Origin of the sequence: Peterkaempfera podocarpi, assembly GCF_042466665.1 — a bacterium.
Lineage (GTDB): Bacteria > Actinomycetota > Actinomycetes > Streptomycetales > Streptomycetaceae > Peterkaempfera > Peterkaempfera podocarpi.
Map to the genome: position 1 here is coordinate 6,569,798 of NZ_CP162102.1, position 18,991 is coordinate 6,588,788.

Annotated in this window: 20 protein-coding genes and 1 pseudogene; 15 read left to right on the forward strand and 6 right to left on the reverse strand. The window is 70.2% G+C overall.

All coding sequences use genetic code 11. The features are described 5' to 3' along the window. Positions 1–41: 41 nt before the first annotated feature. Entirely contained in the window at positions 42–908 is an 867-nt protein-coding gene (locus tag AB0761_RS28965; protein WP_377274376.1) for an ABC transporter permease, read from the forward strand. A 24-nt stretch (positions 909–932) separates the two neighbouring features. Here AB0761_RS28965 and AB0761_RS28970 read toward each other — a convergent pair whose 3' ends face one another. Next, positions 933–2,093: a mechanosensitive ion channel family protein gene (locus AB0761_RS28970; RefSeq protein WP_377272087.1), complete on the reverse strand. Its 1,161-nt coding sequence runs from the start codon at positions 2,091–2,093 to the stop codon at positions 933–935. A gap of 114 nt (positions 2,094–2,207) precedes the next feature. Between AB0761_RS28970 and AB0761_RS28975 the strand changes: the two genes are divergently transcribed. Both AB0761_RS28975 and AB0761_RS28980 read left to right on the forward strand, forming a co-directional pair. Beyond that, positions 2,208–2,828 (forward strand): dienelactone hydrolase family protein, encoded by a 621-nt coding sequence (locus tag AB0761_RS28975; protein ID WP_377272088.1) that lies wholly within the window; start codon positions 2,208–2,210, stop codon positions 2,826–2,828. Positions 2,829–2,888: 60 nt separating this feature from the next. Further along, entirely contained in the window at positions 2,889–3,458 is a 570-nt protein-coding gene (locus AB0761_RS28980) for a hypothetical protein (protein ID WP_377272089.1), read from the forward strand. A 131-nt stretch (positions 3,459–3,589) separates the two neighbouring features. Here the strand turns inward: AB0761_RS28980 and AB0761_RS28985 are convergent, their stop codons facing one another. Continuing rightward, a complete protein-coding gene (locus AB0761_RS28985) occupies positions 3,590–4,069 on the reverse strand; it encodes a hypothetical protein (RefSeq protein ID WP_377272090.1) in 480 nt (159 codons plus the stop codon). A 100-nt stretch (positions 4,070–4,169) separates the two neighbouring features. Between AB0761_RS28985 and AB0761_RS28990 the strand changes: the two genes are divergently transcribed. Together AB0761_RS28990 and AB0761_RS28995 are read left to right on the forward strand one after the other, a co-directional pair. Next, complete coding sequence (locus tag AB0761_RS28990; RefSeq protein WP_377272091.1) at positions 4,170–4,598, forward strand: MerR family transcriptional regulator; 429 nt, start codon at positions 4,170–4,172, stop codon at positions 4,596–4,598. Between the two features lie 216 nt (positions 4,599–4,814). Then, on the forward strand, positions 4,815–5,423 hold the full coding sequence (locus tag AB0761_RS28995) for a DUF4291 domain-containing protein (protein ID WP_377272092.1): 609 nt from the start codon (positions 4,815–4,817) through the stop codon (positions 5,421–5,423). Between the two features lie 222 nt (positions 5,424–5,645). Here AB0761_RS28995 and katG read toward each other — a convergent pair whose 3' ends face one another. Beyond that, on the reverse strand, positions 5,646–7,877 hold the full coding sequence (gene katG, locus AB0761_RS29000) for a catalase/peroxidase HPI (protein ID WP_377272093.1): 2,232 nt from the start codon (positions 7,875–7,877) through the stop codon (positions 5,646–5,648). 621 nt (positions 7,878–8,498) lie between these two features. On the opposite strand from katG, the gene AB0761_RS29005 reads away from it, so the two are divergent. The 7 genes from AB0761_RS29005 to AB0761_RS29035 all read left to right on the forward strand — a co-directional run bounded on the left by AB0761_RS29005 (position 8,499) and on the right by AB0761_RS29035 (position 13,342). Further along, positions 8,499–8,909: a Fur family transcriptional regulator gene (locus AB0761_RS29005; protein ID WP_377272094.1), complete on the forward strand. Its 411-nt coding sequence runs from the start codon at positions 8,499–8,501 to the stop codon at positions 8,907–8,909. Positions 8,910–9,363: 454 nt separating this feature from the next. Further along, on the forward strand, positions 9,364–9,567 hold the full coding sequence (locus tag AB0761_RS29010) for a hypothetical protein (RefSeq protein ID WP_377272095.1): 204 nt from the start codon (positions 9,364–9,366) through the stop codon (positions 9,565–9,567). Beyond that, on the forward strand, positions 9,564–10,307 hold the full coding sequence (locus tag AB0761_RS29015) for a molybdopterin-dependent oxidoreductase (protein ID WP_377272096.1): 744 nt from the start codon (positions 9,564–9,566) through the stop codon (positions 10,305–10,307). Before AB0761_RS29010 ends, AB0761_RS29015 begins: the two co-directional genes overlap by 4 nt. Then, the gene (locus tag AB0761_RS29020; protein WP_377272097.1) at positions 10,291–10,926 is read left to right on the forward strand and encodes a cytochrome b/b6 domain-containing protein; all 636 of its coding nucleotides are present in this window, start codon (positions 10,291–10,293) and stop codon (positions 10,924–10,926) included. Before AB0761_RS29015 ends, AB0761_RS29020 begins: the two co-directional genes overlap by 17 nt. 225 nt (positions 10,927–11,151) lie before the next feature. Beyond that, the gene (locus AB0761_RS29025; protein WP_377272098.1) at positions 11,152–12,375 is read left to right on the forward strand and encodes a sensor histidine kinase; all 1,224 of its coding nucleotides are present in this window, start codon (positions 11,152–11,154) and stop codon (positions 12,373–12,375) included. After that, positions 12,372–13,037, forward strand: coding sequence for a response regulator (locus AB0761_RS29030; RefSeq protein ID WP_377272099.1), 666 nt, complete (start codon positions 12,372–12,374; stop codon positions 13,035–13,037). Before AB0761_RS29025 ends, AB0761_RS29030 begins: the two co-directional genes overlap by 4 nt. Beyond that, on the forward strand, positions 13,034–13,342 hold the full coding sequence (locus AB0761_RS29035) for a peptide deformylase (RefSeq protein ID WP_377272100.1): 309 nt from the start codon (positions 13,034–13,036) through the stop codon (positions 13,340–13,342). The genes AB0761_RS29030 and AB0761_RS29035 overlap by 4 nt, the downstream gene beginning before the upstream one ends. Positions 13,343–13,384: 42 nt before the next feature. Here AB0761_RS29035 and AB0761_RS29040 read toward each other — a convergent pair whose 3' ends face one another. After that, complete coding sequence (locus AB0761_RS29040) at positions 13,385–13,696, reverse strand: transposase (protein WP_377272101.1); 312 nt, start codon at positions 13,694–13,696, stop codon at positions 13,385–13,387. 362 nt (positions 13,697–14,058) lie between these two features. On the opposite strand from AB0761_RS29040, the pseudogene AB0761_RS29045 reads away from it, so the two are divergent. The 3 genes and pseudogenes from AB0761_RS29045 to AB0761_RS29055 all read left to right on the forward strand — a co-directional run bounded on the left by AB0761_RS29045 (position 14,059) and on the right by AB0761_RS29055 (position 16,981). Further along, a pseudogene (locus tag AB0761_RS29045) lies at positions 14,059–15,344 on the forward strand (IS1380 family transposase). A gap of 316 nt (positions 15,345–15,660) precedes the next feature. Then, positions 15,661–16,134 (forward strand): hypothetical protein, encoded by a 474-nt coding sequence (locus tag AB0761_RS29050; protein WP_377272102.1) that lies wholly within the window; start codon positions 15,661–15,663, stop codon positions 16,132–16,134. 463 nt (positions 16,135–16,597) lie between these two features. Then, entirely contained in the window at positions 16,598–16,981 is a 384-nt protein-coding gene (locus tag AB0761_RS29055; protein WP_377272103.1) for a hypothetical protein, read from the forward strand. A gap of 27 nt (positions 16,982–17,008) precedes the next feature. Here the strand turns inward: AB0761_RS29055 and AB0761_RS29060 are convergent, their stop codons facing one another. Further along, complete coding sequence (locus tag AB0761_RS29060; RefSeq protein ID WP_377272104.1) at positions 17,009–17,479, reverse strand: hypothetical protein; 471 nt, start codon at positions 17,477–17,479, stop codon at positions 17,009–17,011. Between the two features lie 920 nt (positions 17,480–18,399). Further along, entirely contained in the window at positions 18,400–18,927 is a 528-nt protein-coding gene (locus tag AB0761_RS29065) for a hypothetical protein (protein ID WP_377272105.1), read from the reverse strand. Between the last annotated feature and the right edge of the window lie 64 nt (positions 18,928–18,991).

Genomic DNA, 18,991 nt, shown 5'->3' on the forward strand with positions numbered 1-18,991 from the left:
GCGCCGTCCCGACGCCCGCCGCGACACCCCGGGTGCCCCCGCTGGGCAGTCCCCGGCCACCCGACGCCGGGCACGCCCCCGGCTATCTGCCGCGCCGCACCCTGCCCTTCCGGGTGGAGGCGGTACGCCAGTTGCGCCGCCGCCGCACCCTGGTGATGGCCGCGGTACTGGCCGGGCTGCCGCTGGTCCTGCTGATCGCCTTCGCGGTCGGCGGCGGACCAGACCCCGGCCGGGGCCGCACCACCCTGATCGACACGGCCACCGCCTCCGGCGCCAACTTCGCGGCCACCGCGCTCTTTGTCTCCAGCGGTTTCCTGCTGGTCATCCCGGTGGCGCTGTTCTGCGGCGACACGGTGGCGTCCGAGGCAGGCTGGTCCTCGCTGCGCTATCTGCTGGCCGCACCCGTGCCGCGTCCCCGGCTGCTCGGCGTCAAACTCGCGGTGGGGCTGGCCTTCAGCGCCGCCGCCATGGCGCTGCTGCCGGCGGTGGCGCTCGCTGTCGGCACCGCCGCCTACGGCTGGGGTGACCTGCGCCTGCCGACCGGCAGCAGTCTGGCGGCGGGCGACGCGCTGCCCCGGCTGCTGATCGCGGTGGCCTATGTGATGGTGTCCCAACTGGCCACCGCCGGGCTGGCGTTCTGGCTCTCCACGGCCACCGACGCCCCGCTGGGGGCGGTCGGCGGCGCGGTCTTCCTCACCATCGTCGGCAATGTGCTGGACGCGGTCACCGCCCTCGGCGACTGGCGGCAGTTCCTGCCCGCGCACTGGCAGTACGCCTGGGCCGACGCACTGCAGCCCCAGTTGGAGTGGGGCGGCATGGCCAAGGGCACCTCGGTGTCGGTCTCCTGCGCGGTGGTGCTGGTGGCCCTGGCCTTCCGCGGCTTCCGGGGCAAGGACGTGGTCTCCTGACCGCGGCGCCGGGGAGCGCTGCCGTCAGCGCGGCTTCTTGGCCAGGCTGACACCCCGGTAGCCGGCCGGCCGGGGCGCCGGGACGGTCGCGTCCAGCGGGCGCCACTGCGCCCCGTCGGCCGCCTTGCCGTCCGCCACCGCCGTCACCACCCGTGGGAGCGCCCGCGGATGGCGGTCGCGTACATAGCCCAGCAGATGCTCGCGGACCGCGCAGCGCAGCGTCCAGATGTCGTCCGAGTCGCGCGCCGTCACCAGTGCCCGCACCACCACCGTGGAGGGGGTGGTGTCCGTGACCAGCAGGCTCCAGCCCTGCCTGTCCCACAGGGCGTTGCCGTCCAGATAGCGCTTCAGCTCCGCCCGGAGCTCGTCGACCGGTGCGGCGTGGTCCAGGTGCAGCAGCACCGTGCCGGTCATCCGGGGGTCCTTGCGGGACCAGTTCTCGAAGGGGCGGCCGGTGAAGTACGACACCGGCATCACGATCCGCCGCTGGTCCCAGGTGGCGAGCACCAGATAGGTGAGGGTGATCTCCTCCACCTCGCCGCGCTGCCCGTCCACCACCACCACATCGCCGATCCGCACCATGTCCCCGAAGGCGATCTGCAGCCCGGCGAAGAGGTTGCCCAGCGTCGGCTGCGCGGCGATGCCCGCCACCACGCCGATCACCCCCGCGGAGGCGAGCAGGCTGGTGCCCACCGTGCGGGCCGCGGGGAAGGTCATCAGCATGGAGGCGATCGCCACCAGCACGATGGCGGCCTGGGTCACCCGGCGGATCAGCCCCACCTGGGTCCGGATCCGCCGGATCCGCGAGTGGTCCTCCACCGCGCTCTCGAACCGGCCCACGGCGGTGGTCACCAGCGCCCCGGTCACCCGCACCCCCAGCCAGCCCGAGGTGCCCAGCACCAGCAGCAGCAGGACATGGCGGACATCGGGATAGAGGGCGCCGCGCAGCCGGGCGGCCGGGAGGGCCGCATAGAGCCAGGCCGCGGCGACCGCCGCCTGGAGGGGCATCCGGCAGCGGCGCAGCAGCGGCAGGGTTCGCGACGCCGGCCGGGCGCCGATCGCCCGCCGCAGCAGCCGGTCCACCGCCCAGCCCACCAGGGCCGGTACGGCGACCGCGCAGCACAGCAGGGCCAGCGGACGAATCACGCTCCACATGGGCGTCGACTTCCGATCGTGGGACGGCACTTCTGGGATGATCTTCGACCATCTTGGCGGATCGGCGGGCCGCCGGTTACCAGGGGCCACTTTCGAGCGGGATCATGGAGCGGGAGAGAACCGACCTGTACGAGAGGCACCCCCGTGGCACGTATCCTGCTCCTCCACTCCGCCTACGGGCTGCGCCCCGCCGTCCATGCGGCCGCCGACCGGCTGCGTGCCGCCGGACACGAGGTGCATGTGCCGGACCTCTACGACGGCCGGGTGGTGGGCACCGTGGAGGAGGGCATGGCGATCAAGGAGGAGATCGGCACCGACAAACTCCTGCGCCGCGCGGTCGCCGCAGCCGTCCCCCTGCTGGGCTCGGCCTCCTCCGGTGTCTCGGGGAACGGCGGCGGCCCCGACGCCCCCGGACTCGTCTACGCCGGCTTCTCGCTCGGCGGCGCCCTCGCCCAGAACCTCGCGCTGGCCGACGAGGCCTGCCGCGGACTGCTGCTCTTCCACGGCACCTCCGACATCCTGGAGGAGGCCGTCACCGACATCCCGATCCAGCTCCATGTCGCCGAGCCGGACCCCTTCGAGACCGAGGACTGGCTGAACGCCTGGTATCTGCGGATGCGCCGGGCGGGGGCGGATGTGGAGATCCACCGCTACCACGGAGCCGGCCATCTCTTCACCGATCCCGACCTCCCCGACCACGACGCCGAGGCGGCCGAACAGGCCTGGGCGGTGGCCCTGGACTTCCTCACCGAGATCGACACCTGAGGCTGGTAGGGTGCGGCCGGCTCGGGCGGCATCCGGGCCGGCCAGGGGGTGGAGATGTTCATGGTGTGGTTGCGGCGCCTGCGCCCGCGGCAGATCGTCCTGACCGGATCGCTGACCCTGGCGGCGGCTTTTGTCGTCTGGGCCGCGCACACGGTGCTCTCCTGGAGCGACGACTTCGCCTCCCTGCCCGACAACCATGTGGCCGCCACCGACTCCCGGGTCTGCCGCGACACCCAGGGCAACAACGTGGACTTCGACGAGGTCATGGGCCACTTCGGGCTGGCGCTCCCGGACGGGGCCACCGCGGTGACCTTCAGCGCCACACTCAACAACTTCTTCGGCGAGTACTCGCTGGACCTGCGCTTCCGTACCACCCCTCAAGGCCTGGAGGAGGTGCTGGCAGCCGCCGGGCTGCCCGCCCCCGCACCGGACATCGATCCCACCATGGGCGAGTGGCCCGCGCCCGACACCCCGCCCGGCCCGGCAAGCGGCCCCTGCGGCCTGACCCCGCCCAGCGGCCCCCGGATCGCCTTCGCCCAACTCGACGCCACCGATAGCCCGATCTGCCTGGCCGTGGACCGCACCGACCCGGGCCATCCCGCCGTCTGGATCTCCGCGCTGGACCTGTGACCGGCCCGGCGGCGGTCCGCGCCGGATGCCGGGACGGTACGGCCGAGCCGGGCGCACACTCCCGGACGCCGGGGCCGGGCAACGCCGGTGACGCACCGGCAGACGGACGACGCCCGGCCCCGACCCGGACGTCAGCGGGATGCTGCGCCGAGCGGGCGTCCGCCGCTCCGCCCCGCGTCGTCGCCCCTCACGTCCGCCTTCCGGCCCCACCACCACGGCCCCAGCTGGAGGACGCCGAACGCCGCCTCGACGCAGAGGAACAGCCACAGGAGCCGCGACACACCGTGGGCCAGTGCGTATGCCTGCCAGATGGCGAACAGGGCACGCGCGACGCCGTCGAACAGCCCGTGCTCCGGAAGCGGCCTGACGATGCGCAGCACGGCCCAGACGACCACCAACGAACCCATCAGATCGGCGAACAGCACCTGCCACGGGTCGAGTTCCGGAAGTGCGCCGAGCCCCAGTGCGTCGCCGGCCGATGACAGTGCGTCATGCAGCAGCGCATAGGTCCACGGGGTGGCGAACCCCGCCGTGACGACCAGGTCGTACCAGGCGCTCGCACGTACGACGCGGAGGTAGCCGGGGTGCGCGGGGGTGCGAGGACGGTTCACGACAAGGCTCCTGCGGGGTCCGACGGCAGCGATGCCTCACGCTAAACAGTGGAGTACGCTCCAAGGTCAAGCCGTCAGGTCCGGCATCCGATGGAGGGGCATGCGCATCGGCGAGCTCGCCGCGCAGGCGGGGATGACCAGGGACACCATCCGGTTCTACGAGAAGGTCGGCCTGGTCGCGGGTCGGCGGCTGCCCAACGGGTACCGCGACTTCCCACCCGAGACGGTGGCCTGGCTGCAGTACATCCGCACCGCGCAGGCGCTCGGGTTCTCCCTGGCGGAGATCGCGCGGAACGGCGAGACCCTGCGTGAGGCGCCGGACAGCGCGGTGGCACTGTCCGCGCTCTTCGAGGAGAAGATCCAGGTCATCGACGCCCGCATGGCCGAACTGGCCGCTCTGCGGGCCGACCTGGCCACCCGCGTCGGCACGGGATGCCCTCTGCGGGCAGCCGACCGGCCGGCCGGTGCGGGAGAGCGGGGACGTCTCGCCCCCGACCGGTATGCGGTTGCCGGCGGGAGGGCCGGCTGAAGAGGCTCGCCGATCACGGTGGACATGCACCGGATCGTTCGGCAGTCGGGACGACGGTCCGTGATCCCGGCCGGCGCACGGCTGCGGAGCGCGACCGGGCGTCCCGCGGAGTCCCAGGAAGCCGCCCGGACGACCAGGTGGCCACCTGACGCCCGGACCGGTCGGCGACGGTAATTCGCTGGCGCCGACCGCGACTGCGGCCCCACCCTGGGCGCCATGCACCAACCCGTCACCGGCGAACCCAGGTACCGCATCCGCGCTCGCCACACCGCCGACACGGTCACCGTCTACCAGGCCTACGACCCGGGGATCGGCCTGCCCGCCGCGCGCCACGGCCGTTTCCCGGCCGGTTGGAAGCGTGACCGTATGACCTGGATCAAGCCGTCGTTCCTCTGGATGATGTACCGGAGCGGCTGGGGCACCAAGGAGGGCCAGCAGACGGTGCTGGCCGTGGAGATCAGCAGCGCGGGCCTCGCCTGGGCACTGCGCCACGCCTGCCTGTCCCACTATGTGCACGGCCTGCACGACGACCGGGCCTGCTGGAAGCGGGAGTTGCGCCGCGCCCCGGCCCGGGTGCAGTGGGACCCGGAACGCGACCTGGACCTTCGGCCGCTGCCGTACCGCTCGCTCCAGCTCGGGCTCTCCGGTGAGGCCGCCGCCCGCTACGCGGACGAGTGGACCGTCGGGATCACCGATGTGACCGCTCTCGCCCATGAGATCCACGGCCTGGTGCGCGACCGTCGGCTGTCCGAGGCCGCCGCGCTGCTGCCCGACGAACGTCCTTGGGGCGACAGCGAGTCGGTACCGGCCCAGCTGCTGCCGTAGCCGCCGGCTGAGCGCGGCGGACCGCCCGGCTTGAGGGGTCCCGGGTGGCCGGGGCCGCCGAGGTGACGTCCACCGGCGGATCACCCGGTGTGTCCCGGCAGCCGCGGAACGGCCGGGGACGCCGACCGCCTCGCGGGCCCCGGAACGGCAACGTCCGGAACGGCAACGTCCGGAACGACAACGTCCGGGCCGGCCCCCGCGGGCCGGCCCGGACGCGGTGACTCAGACCAGGTCGAACCGGTCGAGCTCCATCACCTTGTGCCACGCCGCGACGAAGTCGTTCACGAACTTCTCCTTGGCGTCATCGCTCGCGTAGACCTCCGCGAGCGCCCGCAGCTCGGAGTTGGATCCGAAGACCAGGTCGGCGCGGGTGCCGGTCCACGTGACCTCGCCCGTGGCGGTGTCGCGGCCCTCGAAGGTGTTGGCGTCCCCGGACGTCGCCTTCCACGCCGTGCCCAGGTCGAGCAGGTTGACGAAGAAGTCGTTGGTCAGCGTCCCGGGGGCGGTGGTGAGGACACCGTGCGGCGACTGCTGGGTGTTCGCGCCCAGCACCCGCAGGCCGCCGACCAGGACCGTCATCTCGGGGGCGCTCAGGGTCAGCAGGTTGGCCCGGTCGATCAGCAGGTACTCGGCCGGGAGGCGGTTGCCCTTGCCGAGGTGGTTGCGGAACCCGTCGGCGGTCGGCTCCAGGGCGGCGAACGACTCCACGTCGGTCTGCTCCTGCGCGGCGTCCACGCGGCCCGCGGTGAAGGGGACCTCGACGTCGAAGCCGGCCGCCTTGGCGGCCTGCTCGACGGCCGCACCGCCGGCGAGCACGATCAGGTCGGCGAGCGAGATCTGCTTGCCGCCGGTCTGCGCGCCGTTGAAGTCCGCCTGGATGCCCTCCAGGGTGCGCAGCACCGAAGCCAGCTGGTCGGGGTCGTTGACCTCCCAGCCGCTCTGCGGCTGGAGGCGGATCCGCGCGCCGTTGGCGCCGCCGCGCTTGTCGCTGCCGCGGAAGGACGAGGCGGACGCCCACGCGGCGGACACCAGCTGGGAGACCGGCAGGCCCGAGGCGAGGATCCGGCCCTTGAGGGTGGTGACGTCCCCGGCGTCGACGAGCTCGTGGGTCACCGCGGGCAGCGGGTCCTGCCAGAGCAGCGTCTCGGTCGGAACCTCCGGGCCGAGGTAGCGGACGACCGGGCCCATGTCGCGGTGGGTCAGCTTGAACCAGGCGCGGGCGAAGGCGTCCGCGAACTGGTCCGGGTTCTCCAGGAAGCGCCGCGAGATCTGCTCGTAGGCCGGGTCCAGGCGGAGCGCGAGGTCGGTGGTGAGCATCGTCGGGGCGTGGCTCTTCGACGCGTCGTGGGCATCGGGGACGGTACCCGCCCCGGCGCCGTCCTTCGGCCGCCACTGGTGTGCGCCGGCGGGGCTCTTGAACAGCTCCCACTCATAGCCGAAAAGGATCTCGAAGAAGCTGTTGTCCCAGGTGATCGGGGTGTTCGTCCAGATGCCCTCGAGACCGCTGGTGATCGCGTCGGCGCCCTTGCCGGTGCCGAAGGAGTTCCTCCAGCCCAGGCCCTGCTCCTCCATGGAGGCGGCCTCCGGGTCGGCGCCGACATGGTCGGCCGGGCCCGCGCCGTGGGTCTTGCCGAAGGTGTGACCGCCCGCGACCAGGGCGACCGTCTCCTCGTCGTTCATCGCCATCCGGCGGAACGTCTCACGGATGTCGCGGGCCGCGGCGAGCGGGTCCGGGGTGCCGTTGGGGCCCTCCGGGTTGACGTAGATGAGGCCCATCTGGACCGCGCCGAGGGGGTTCTCCAGCTCCCGGTCGCCGGTGTAGCGCTCGTCGCCGAGCCAGGTGGACTCGGGACCCCAGTAGACGTCCTCGTCGGGCTCCCAGACGTCCGCACGGCCGCCTGCGAAGCCGAAGGTCTCGAAGCCCATCGACTCCAGGGCGACATTGCCGGCGAGGATCATGAGGTCGGCCCAGGAGAGGCTGCGGCCGTACTTCTTCTTGACCGGCCACAGCAGACGGCGGGCCTTGTCGAGGTTGCCGTTGTCCGGCCAGCTGTTGAGGGGGGCGAAGCGCTGCTGGCCGGCGCCGGCGCCGCCGCGGCCGTCGCTGATCCGGTAGGTGCCCGCGCTGTGCCACGCCATCCGGATGATGAACGGGCCGTAGTGGCCGAAGTCGGCGGGCCACCAGTCCTGCGAGGTCGTCAGCACCTCGGCGATGTCCTGCTTGACGGCCGGGAGGTCGAGGGACTCGAACGCCTCGGCGTAGTCGAACTCCTCACCGAGGGGGTTGGCCACGGCGGGGTTCTTGGCAAGGATCTTCAGATTGAGCCGCTCCGGCCACCACTGGCGGTTTCCGCCACCCTGGGTCGGATGCGGAGCGCGCCCGTGCGCGACCGGGCAGCCACCTCCCTCCTGCGTCTTCGCGTCTACGACGATTGCATCGTGGTTCTCAGACATGGCAACCCTTCCGTACTGAGCGGATCACGGTGATCAGGAACTGCGGGCGGTGGAACGGCCGGGGGACAGGCCGCAGTGGACTGCCTCGGTCTTGTCGGGCGGGGCGCCGCGGCGGTCGTGGGAGGCGGCGGGGGGCCTCGTCGGTCGCGTGGTCCCCGGTGGCACCGCGGGACCGGCGCAGCCGGCCGCTGTCCCGGGCGCCTGCCTGGAACGGGGCCGGCACGGCGGCCGGGTCCGATGCGGCAGCGGAGTGCCGTCGCGGTGAGGGCGAGCCGTGCCCCACTTGCGAGGCGGGGGGTGACAGGGGCCGGGTGGCCGCGCACCCCGGGGGGCGATCGCCCCGGCGTCGAGGTGGCCACCACCCTCCCGGACGGTGCCGGGCAGCGCGATGCGGGCGGCCGTTACCCACGGGCCGGCACCGCGCAGCTGCTCTGCGGTGATCCCGTCACGTCTCTGTCTCCTGTCGCGCTGATCTCGTCCTGCCTCTTGGCTGTCGCCGGAACCGATCCTACGATGGACTCAGTCCAAGTCAAGAAGCTAGCCAATCCCGTATCCAATCAGAACTCGGATCCCCGCTGGTAAACTTCCCGTATCCCACCCGACCCGAATAGGTGAACCGATATGAGTGACCTCCTGGAGCGACTGCGAGGGCGCGGCTGGCGGATGACCTCCCAGCGGCGTGTCGTCGCGGAGGTCCTCGACGGCGACCACGTCCATCTCACGGCCGACGAGGTGCACGCCAGGGCGGCGCAGCGGCTGCCCGAGATCTCCCGGGCGACCGTCTACAACACCCTGGGCGAGCTGGTCTCCCTCGGTGAGGTCATAGAGGTCGCCACCGACGGCCGCGCCAAGCGCTACGACCCCAACGCGCACCACCCGCACCAGCACCTGGTCTGCTCCCACTGCGGCACCGTCCGCGACGTCCACCCGACCGGCAACCCGCTGGCCGACCTCCCGACGGAGGAGCGGTTCGGCTTCACGGTCTCCCAGGTCGAGGTCACCTACCGCGGTCTCTGCCCGTCCTGCGCCTGACGCACCCGGACCGCCCCGCCACCCGCACGGGGCGTCTCCCCTTGCACGGCGGCGGTCCCGCCGCCTCATGCGGTGGCTCGAAGGTGCCTGGGCAACGGCGCACCGATGAGGGGGCGGAGGCAGCCGGCGCGCGGCCGCAGATGTCGCCGGTCGGGCGGGCGGTGGTCCAGTAGGCCGAGAGGTCGCGGGGCGGCGCGTCCGTCACGGATCACCGCCGGCGTCGTCGCCGCCTTCACCTCCGCCCGGCGGACCGGTGCGCGGGAGGGTGCACCGGCCGTCCAGCGAACCCACGGCCGCATACCACGGCCGTGGTATGCGGCACGGATGTCCACCGTAGCGGTGGTAGCCCAACTCCGTTCCTGCGGATGACCATCAAAGAGCAGTCCGCAGAGAGACTGTCCCTGTCGGACATGACGCGTCGCAGGAGACGCATGCGGACTTCAGGGAGCAGCAGATGAAGAAGTGGGTACGGCCACTGGTCGGGGCACTCTTGCTCGTCATAGGCGTGATGTGGTCGTTGCAGGGCTCCGGCGCTGTCGACAACAGCGCGGTGATGTCCGGCAAATCACAGTGGCTGTTCATCGGTCTGGTCGTGGCCGTCGTCGGTGTGACGCTCCTGGTCGGCGGCATCAGGAAACTGCGGGCCGACCGACGGTGACGGCGAACAGCGCCGGCGGCTCCGCCCCGGAGCGCGACGAGGGCAGGCCCGTCGGACGGCGGATCATCCTCGGTGCTCTGGGGCTCGGCGCCCTGGGAGTGGCTGTGGGCGCGCCCGCGCAGCGCAGGCTTGACGACGCATTCGCCTCGGTGGCCAGCAAGGACCCCACCGGCCTTGTCTCACTGCTGCCCGGTGGCGGCGGCTTCCGCTTCTATTCCGTCGCCGACAAGGTCCCGCACCGCTCCGCCGCCGACTACCGGCTGACCGTGGACGGTCTGGTGGACCGCCCCGCGTCGTACACACTGGACGAGCTGACGGCCATGCCGAGCACCCGCCTGGTGCGGGACGTGCAGTGCGTCACCGGTTGGCGCGTTCCCCAGACGGCCTTCACCGGGGTACTGCTGTCGCATCTCCTCGACGTCTGCGGAGTGCGGCCCAACGCCGCGGCGGTGCGCTTCACCTGTTTCGACGGGGTCTACTCCGAAAGCCTCACCCTGGAGCAGGCGCGACGCGACGACATGCTGGTGTCCTACACGATGCGGGACGAGCCGCTGACGGCTGCCCATGGCGGTCCGGTGCGCCTGTACGCCGCCCCGATGTACTTCTACAAGTCGGCCAAGTGGCTGTCCGGCATCACCGTCACCGACCATGTCCAGCCGGGCTACTGGGAGCATCTCGGCTACGACGTGGACGGCTGGGTCGGCAGGTCGAACGGACGCGATGATGCCCCGACCAGCTGAACAACCTGACCTGATCAGGCGTTTCACCGCCGCCGAACGCTGGATTCACCGGGGCACGGCCGCTCTGGTGGGAACCGCCCTGGTTACCGCCGCCTTCCTCTACCTGCCGGTGCTGGCCGAACTCGTCGGGCGGCGCAGGCTGTTGGTGACCGTGCACGAGTGGGCGGGCATCACCATGCCCGTCCCGCTTCTGGCCGGCCTGGTCTCCCGTGCCTTTCGGGCCGACCTGAGCCGCCTGAACCGGTTCGGCCCGCACGACCGCGGCTGGGTGCGTGCCGCCCTTCGCAAGCGGCCCCGTACAGCCGGAAAGTTCAACGCCGGGCAGAAGCTGTATGCGAACGTCCTCGCCGGGGCCCTGCTCGTCATGATCGGCACCGGGCTGCTGATGTGGTTCCCCCGCCTTGCGCCCCTGCTGTGGCGTACCGGAGCGACATTCGTCCACGACTGGCTGGCCCTGCTCATCGCGGCTCTGGTCCTCGGCCACATACGGATGGCCGTCCGCGACGCACAGGCTCGCCGTGGGCTGCGCACCGGGCAGGTCCCCCGGGACTGGGCGCGTCACCACCACCCTCTGTGGGAGGAGGAGAACCCGGCGCCCGCAGCCGCCAGGGAGCCCTGAGGCACCCCGTTGCCAGGGCGGGGATTACCCTGCACCTACCGCGACCGTGACATCCGAAGCCCGTTCCGAAGGGCGACGGGCACTGGACCGGTCCGAGACGAAGCCCGGCAGAGGCTTCCAGTCAGACATCACTGCCGCGAGCCACGGTGACAAGAGATCTCGATCGCACCGCGGGTCACGGCGACGCTCGCTGGGGTGCGATGCGCAACACGTAGGGGAAGGGAAATGGCACCGGTCACAGGCATCTGGACGACGGTGAGAAACCTTGCCGACCGTCCGGCCTGGCGTCCATTCGCCGTGGACGCCGTGGCTGTCGTCTGCTGTGTGCTCATCACCGGACCGATCATGATGCTGGTGTCGCACCAAGGCCAGGCAGATCTCCGCCGGGCCGGTGCGGTATCCGCAGGCTGCAGCCTGCTGGTGTTGTGCTCCCACCGATGGCCACGGGCGACAACGTGGGCAACGGCTGCGACCAGCCTGGCACTTCTCGCCCTTGTGCCTGATGCGCCGCCGCCTCCCGCACCGGCGGTTGCGGCGCTTTTCCTGCTCGCGGCCCGGACGGACCGCCGAACCGCCGTGCGCACCAGCGCGGCCGTGGGCGTCGCGATGACCGCTGCCGCGTTCGTCGTGCGTCCCGAACTGTCGGCCGTGGAGTCCAACCTTGCTCTTCTGGCCTGGACCCAACTGCCGAGCGCGGTGGGGGACGCGGTACGGAGCCGACGCGAGCTGCTGGTCTCCTATCAGGAACGCGCAGAGCACGCCGAGGCGACCAGGGAGGAGGAAGCGCGCCGACAGGTCGTGGCCGAGCGCATGCGCCTCGCCCGGGAACTGCACGACGTCGTGACGCACCACCTCACGCTGGTCAACGCGCAGGCCGGAGTGGCCCACCATCTGGTTCGCCAGGATGCCGAGCGCGCCTACAAGGCTCTCGGGCAGATCCGCGACACCAGCCGAGCGGCACTGGACGAACTGCGCGCCACCGTCGGCCTGCTGCGTCAGGCCGACGACTCCGACCAGCCCCTTGCCCCGGCGCCCGGACTGCGTGACGTGCCGGCGCTGCTGGACTCGTTCCGCCATGCCGGCCTCTGCGTGGAAGCCCGCTGCGACAGTCCGCACGCCACTCTTCCGCCCCTGACCGACCTGGCCGCCTACAGGGTGGTCCAGGAGGCAATGACCAACGCGCAAAAGCACGTTGCCGATGCCCGTGTGTCCGTGGTCATCGTGGATCACCGAACCCACCTGGAAGTCTCCGTCACCGACGACGGAGGCACCGGACCAGGCCATGGTTCCGGCACGGGCCTGGGGTTGACCAGTCTCACGGAACGCGTGCGCGCGACGGGGGGAACCCTGCAGGCCGGCCCCCAGATGTCGGGCGGCTTCCGAGTTCAGGCGCTCCTGCCCATCGATTCCAACGGCCTTCCGCCGGCAAGCCCTCGGGAGAGCGAGTGAGTATCCGTGTGCTCCTGGTCGATGACCAGGCGCTGCTCCGAGGGACCTTCCGCATCCTGCTGGAGGCCACGCCGGGCATCGAGGTCGTGGGTGAGGCATGCGACGGGTCGGACGCCGTGGACCAAGTCCGAAGCCGGCCGACGGACGTGGTGGTGATGGACATCCGCATGCCCGGCCTCGACGGGATCGAAGCGACACGGATCATCACTGGTGACAAGGCCCTCGCCGGGGTGAAAGTACTCATCCTGACCACCTTCGAGACCGACGAGCACGTAGCGGAGGCACTTCAGGCGGGAGCGAGTGGATTCGTCGGCAAAGGCATCCACCCGCAGGAGCTGATCGATGCGGTCAGGACGATCGCGGCCGGTGACGCGCTGCTGTCGCCCGCAGCGACACGGTCGCTGATCCAACGCTTCCTCGCAGGCCGGCCCCCCGTGCGGCACGCTGCGCCGATGCTGGAGAGCCTGACCGGGCGGGAGCGCGAGGTGGTCATGCTGGCGGCCATGGGACTGTCCAACGACGAGATCGCGGATCGCCTCGGCATCTCCGTCCTCACGGCGAAAACACATGTGAACCGGGCCATGGTGAAGCTGGGAGCCAGAGACCGGGCGCATCTGGTCATCGCCGCCTATGAGGGAGGCCTGGTCCGCCCCTCGCAGTGAACCGGCAGCGAGCCGGGACGCTGAAGACCGAGCGGATTACAGCCGTCAGCCCGTCCCCCCGCCCACTCAGCATCACCGTCGAGGACCAGGACATCGACCGCCGGCGCCGGACAACCATCTTCGAGCACGGCGCCGCCCGCCTCGTCGGCCACGAGATCGACCACCTGGAAGGCGTCCTCTGCACCGCCCGCATGCGGCCCCGAGTAGACCCCGTCCCCGTATCGCAGTACCGAGGCACGGGCCGGACATGGACGTACGAGGGAAGCTGGACCGGGCGATGCCCAAGACCTGGCACAACCGCTTGACGCCGTAGCGGCGCTGGTGGTCGGCAACGAACTGGCAGCGGTTCACCAGCGCGTCTCCCCTGCGAAATACCGGGCGGCCTTCCGCAGGATGTCGCGTTGCTCCTCCAGCTCGCGGATCCTCTTGCGCGCGGCCGCGAGCTCGGCCTGAACGGTGTCCCCGTCCGGGGCCGGCGGGAGGGAGCCCGCAGAGTGCGAGGCGGGACGGCGTCCGTCGGCGGTACGGATCCAGTTACGCAGCGTCTCGGTGTTCACCCCGAGGTCCTCGGCGACCGACTTGATCGTGGCCCCGGGCCGGGACCGGTACAACGCGACCGCGTCCACCTTGAACTGCGGCGGGTAGTGCTTCATCACCATCTGTGCGGGACTCCTGTCCACCGGGACCATCAAGATCCAAGTGTCTCTGGTGTCCAACATCCGGGGTCAGGGCCCGGCGTCCTCTACACCGCCCACATGAGGCCTGGAGTCGATCCCATCCCGGTCTCGCAGTACCGAGGTACGGGCCAGACGTGGACATACGAGGGCAGTACGAAGCAGCCGTAACGCACGTCAGCCCACCAGCCAGCCATCAAGGGGAATGGTGGGAAGCATGTCTAGCCTCGCGCTTTCACGAGCGAGCTTGTCCAGAGATTGATCAAAAAGGCGGAGAGTGCCTCTGACCTGGGACGATAGGGCTTGTCTAGGGTCCTTGTCGTCCTCAGGAAAGCTGCACTCTCCAGGTGAAGAAGCGTAGCGGGTCGTACCCGCCTGTCCGCGTTGAGGGCAACGGTCGCTCGGTGGTCTCGCAGGCCGGGGCGGTCCTGCTGGTGGAGACGGTCCGTAAGAGCGGACTGGACGCGTCGCTGTCGGCAGCACTTGCGCCGTGGCGCAAGCCGCGGGCGGTGCACGACCCGGGCAAGATCCTGCTGGACCTGGCACTGGCCACGGCCCTGGGCGGGGACTGCCTGGCGGATATCGCGATGCTGCGGGCCGAGCCGCAGGTGTTCGGGCTGGTGGCCTCCGACCCGACCGTCTCGCGCCTGGTCGACGCCCTCGCCGCAGCCGGGCCTCGGGCCCTGGCGGCGATCCGCCATGCCAGGGCCGAAGCCCGCCAGCAGGTCTGGCAGGTGGCCGGGTCCGATGCCCCGCACGCCGGCGGGCAGGTGATCGTGGACATCGACGGGGTGCTGGTGCTGGCCCACTCCGACAAGCAGGACGCCACCCGGACCTGGAAGAAGACCTATGGGCATCATCCGCTCGTGGCGTTCGTCGATCACGGTGCGGCCGGGGGCGGGGAGCCGGTCGCCGGCCTGCTGCGGCCAGGCAAAGCGGGCAGCAACACCGCCACCGACTACATCCAGGCAACCCGCTTGGCGCTGGCCCAGCTGCCGAAGAGGTTCCGGCGCGGTCGGCGGACCCTGGTCCGAACCGACTCCGCGGGCGGCACTCACGCCTTCCTCGACTGGCTGACCGCGCGCGGACGGTGGCTGTCGTACTCGGTGGGGATGACCATCACCGACGCCATCCACGCCGCAGTCCTCCAGATCCCGGAGTCCGCCTGGACGCCGGCCGTCGAACCTGGCGGCGAGATCCGCGACGGGGCGTGGGTGGCCGAGCTGGCCGGTGACGTGCTGGGCGGCTGGCCGCGCGGGATGCGACTGATCGTGCGCAAGGAACGCCCGCACCCCGGCGCCCAGCTGCGGTTCACCGACGCCGACGGCATGCGCCTGACCTGCTTTGCACCGGCCTGCGCAACCTTCCGCTGCACGAGATGGCGCAGAACCGGATCTGGCTGGAGATCGTCCAGCTTGCGCTCGAGCTGCTGGCCTGGATGCCGATGCTCGCCCTGACCGGCGCCTCCCGCCGCTGGGAGCCCAAGCGCCTGCGACTGCGGCTGTTCTCTGCCGCCGCCCAGCTCGTCACCACCGGCCGCCGCACCTACCTACGCCTGGCCCGCCACTGGCCCTGGACCGACGTGATCACCAGCGCCGTCGATCGGCTCCAGTCCCTGCCGAACCCAGGCTGACCAGCCACAACGACCAGTCCCGACGAGCAATCCCCCCTCGGAGCCGTGGAACCCGACGTCCACCCGACGCGACAGTCGGGCCCACACCATGCCCCCGCACAGAAACACCCGCTCGAAACAGCACGAAAGGGTTCGTCATCAAGCTGACGAACCCTCACGCAAGATCGAGGCTAGGTTCAGTTGATGCTTGACGGTTCGGACTCATCAGACGCTTGACGTTCGGGCTAGAACTTGTCCGATCGTCCTCCGCCCTACGCCGTCTGACATCCGTGAATCTGGTTGTCGGAGGCCCCGTGAAGTGAGGTAAAAGAGCGGCATGGACAATGCCGTACTTGAACAGATGCTGGACGAGAGCTTCGATCACGCTGTCGTGCACCACGGATACACCAACTACATGCGTGACTACGAGGTCATCGTCCATCTAACGGCTGATCCCCGTAGCGGCATCATGCCGTCCTACCTGCGGTATCTCTTCCGGTACTGCGTTGAGGCGCGCTGTGAGACGTCAGTGTCGGCGGAGACCTGGCGGGTCTCTTTGGATGACCGGCTCATCGACTACGAAACGGGCGTCGACCTCGACGGATACGTCTGGGGTGTGAAGTGGCACTGCCTGTACCCGGGAGCCACGCTTCTCCCTGAGTCGGAGGCGACCCAACGCTGGTCGAAGGCCCTCGGGATCGACTTTCACGAGGTGCGGATTGAGACCAACGCGCACAACCTGACGTTGCTCTTCTCCGACCTTCAGGTGAGCGAGGTGCAGGTGGGATATGCACCGTACGTCGTGGAGTAGAAATCCCGCGTAGCCGAGCCGAGGAAAGCAGTGTCAACCATCAGCCGATGCCAACCTGCCAAGCATCACCCGAGACCGGACAGGATGGTTGGAAGCAGGGTGGAAGCAGGGTGGTTACGGATTTCGCTACTTCATCAAGGCGCCGCGCACAGCGCGGCGCGGCGCGCGCTCGGCCGCTCGCCGACGCTCCAGCCTTCGTCCCGCTCCGGCGGCGGCCCGCGCGCCCCGCAGACGAGAGAGGCCGGGAAGGCCGGCCGGGGCTGGGGCGGGCATCGACGTTTAGCCACCTACCAGGTCCGGGACCCGCATCGAGCACGACCAGGGGGCCACTCGGACACTGCGGGCGGGCCCAAGACCCGCCCGACTTGCCAACAAGCGCACGGCCCCCTGGCCATGCCCGACCCCAGCCCAGGCAGGCCACCGACCAAAGATCGCGCCAACGCCCGCGTGGCAAGCTCACCGCATGACTGATTCACCGTGGACGACACTCAGTCCGGTCGAGCATGACCTAATGATCTGCGCGATCGAGGCATGGGGCGTCCTCCCCTACGCAGCTGGCGACGAAGACGAGGATGGCAATCCCATCGACCTCCCAGGCGTTGTGCTCAGCCTGGTTGATCGGGGCTGGGTACAACTGCATCGCCTCGAAGCCTGGACCTCGCCCGATGGACAGGAAGGGGCCACGTACGGCCCGCCGATCCTGCGCTCAGAGATCCCCACGATCCTTGAGGATCCGGCGACCTGGGACGATCCGGAGGACCCGGGCTGGATCGGGGCCGTCACCCTGTCGACCACTGAGGCCTGGCGCGAGCTCAGCCGGCAGGGGAGAGCTGCCAGCGACCGCTGACGGCAACGGCGGCGGACAGTGACGCTATTAGTCGTCTGCAGGCCGGAGCGCTTGTAGGTGGTCCATGATGGTGCCGTCAGGCTTCCGCCCGAAAGCAGCTGCAAGGACGGCGGGGAGGTCGGCCTCGGGGACTGCGGAGCGCACCTCGGCCAGGACATGGGGAAAGGCGTCATCATCGATGACGCCCAGATACTCCTGGCGCAATTGGTGAATGACCTCGACAAGCTCGGGCCGCAGGCGCATCCAGGCGCGGGACGTGCGGATCTCCTCCTCGACCTGGCCCATGAACCAGTGCATGACCCCGTACGGGATGTCCAGGTGCCCCTCGTGGGGGTTGAAACACACCGTCGGCTCCCGCCCCGGATCTTCGTCGGGGACGATCGCAGTCACAAGGTTTCGTTGACCGGCGACGAGGTCAAGTTCCAAGTACCAGGCGTCATCAGGTACGGAGTACATCGCGGTGATCGCGTAATCACCGTTGGGGTGCGGAATGGGCATGACCGCATGTTGTCACGCCTATCCGGCAGCAGACCGGCCCCGCCCTCCCGTGCCACAACCGTGCTAGAACGGGCAGGCAGCCAGGGGGAATCGCGGTGCGCCGGGCGAGGCGCTGAGTGTCTAACTGCGCTACAACGCCCCCGGACGCGGGCGGACAACCACGGACTCCCTTGGACAGTCATCGCAGGTCACACATACTGAGGGAGCAGGTCACGTGGCCGTCCGCTTTGCTTCGGGACGAAGAGGCCACCGGTTGATGGGCGCGCAACACCTTTCACCCCATAGTCAACTGTGCCGTTCTCCGCTGTCGGCGGCGGAGTGTCCCCAAGGGAGTGCGTCTGCCTGCACGAGCGGCTCACAGGCATCGCATAGGACGAAACGGACGCGCTTTGTCCGGCGCAGTTCGCCTGTCTGGCCGCAACGTTCACAGACTGACTCGCTGAGTACGCTGAAGTGCGCGACGATCGCGTCAAGCCGGAGACTCTCGGCGTGCGTCCAGTTGCCTCCAGGCTTCCACGGCCGAGGCGATGCTTGGAAGGCGAGGGATCCGAGCTTCTGTTTGACGGCGCGAAGCTCGTAGCTCGGGAACTCTGCTACCACTGCCTCGTGGCACTGCAGGACGAGTTCCAGCCAGCCGCGCCCCACCGCAGGCTCAAAGGAGCTGGCCCGGTAGTGATCACTGAGTGGTGCCAGTGCGACCTCTGCCATCTGCTCGCGCTCAGCCGGCATCTCTCCACCATCTCCGGTCTCAAGCCGCTGATCCTCGGAACCCGATTCGCGACCACGGCGACGCATTGTCCGGGCCGTCTCTGGGCCGTCAGAGGCTAGCCGATGCCGACCAACAACGACAGACGCCCACGGCATCTGAGCTTGTCAGAGCCGTGGGCGTCTTCTGTCTCGCTGGTCAGCCAGGCGGCTGATCAGTAGACCGAGATGTGCACATGGTCGTAGTGGTTCTCGGTTATGGAGCCGCGGTCCTCCATGGGCAGCCAGCCGCGCTCGGGGTGGCGGCTGGACCAGATGTGCTGACGGTAGATCACATACCAGATGCCGTACTGGCCGGCGTGGTCGCGGACCCACTGGACGATGCGCTCGCCCTCCTTCTCGCTCGCGCCGGTGGCCATGACGCCGGCCGGGCCGAGCATGAAGTCGCACGCGCGGCCGAGGGGGTGCTCGCCGCCGCCGGCGATGCCGCCGTCCTCGCGGTAGCAGCCGGAGCCGTAGGGGAGCGGGAACTCCTTGGTGACGGCGGTGCGCACGGTGCGCATCCGGGCGGTGACGTGGTCGGCCCCGGTGGGCTGCTCGGCCTTCCAGTGGTCGGCCTTGAGCTGCGCGGCGACGCCCTGGAGCCCGCCGAGCAGCCCCAGGGCGCCGAAGATCAGGATGACGGCCGCGAGCAGGGATCCGGCTGCCAGCAGTCGCCCCTTGCGTGCACTCTCGGACGCCATCGCCGACCCCACCCCCGCTGTTCCTGTCGCCTGTCCGTTCGATCAACGGGGGAGGGTCTGCGAT

Coding starts and splice junctions, on each gene's coding strand:
- AB0761_RS29040 (WP_377272101.1), bottom strand. CDS start 13,696: ATGGTGATGAAGCACTACCCGCCGCAGTTCAAGGTGGACGCGGTCGCG.
- AB0761_RS29005 (WP_377272094.1), top strand. CDS start 8,499: ATGAGTGACCTCCTGGAGCGACTGCGAGGGCGCGGCTGGCGGATGACC.
- AB0761_RS29055 (WP_377272103.1), top strand. CDS start 16,598: ATGACTGATTCACCGTGGACGACACTCAGTCCGGTCGAGCATGACCTA.
- AB0761_RS28990 (WP_377272091.1), top strand. CDS start 4,170: ATGCGCATCGGCGAGCTCGCCGCGCAGGCGGGGATGACCAGGGACACC.
- AB0761_RS29060 (WP_377272104.1), bottom strand. CDS start 17,479: ATGCCCATTCCGCACCCCAACGGTGATTACGCGATCACCGCGATGTAC.
- AB0761_RS29010 (WP_377272095.1), top strand. CDS start 9,364: ATGAAGAAGTGGGTACGGCCACTGGTCGGGGCACTCTTGCTCGTCATA.
- AB0761_RS28980 (WP_377272089.1), top strand. CDS start 2,889: ATGGTGTGGTTGCGGCGCCTGCGCCCGCGGCAGATCGTCCTGACCGGA.
- AB0761_RS29020 (WP_377272097.1), top strand. CDS start 10,291: ATGCCCCGACCAGCTGAACAACCTGACCTGATCAGGCGTTTCACCGCC.
- AB0761_RS29025 (WP_377272098.1), top strand. CDS start 11,152: ATGGCACCGGTCACAGGCATCTGGACGACGGTGAGAAACCTTGCCGAC.
- AB0761_RS29065 (WP_377272105.1), bottom strand. CDS start 18,927: ATGGCGTCCGAGAGTGCACGCAAGGGGCGACTGCTGGCAGCCGGATCC.
- katG (WP_377272093.1), bottom strand. CDS start 7,877: ATGTCTGAGAACCACGATGCAATCGTCGTAGACGCGAAGACGCAGGAG.
- AB0761_RS29050 (WP_377272102.1), top strand. CDS start 15,661: ATGGACAATGCCGTACTTGAACAGATGCTGGACGAGAGCTTCGATCAC.
- AB0761_RS28995 (WP_377272092.1), top strand. CDS start 4,815: ATGCACCAACCCGTCACCGGCGAACCCAGGTACCGCATCCGCGCTCGC.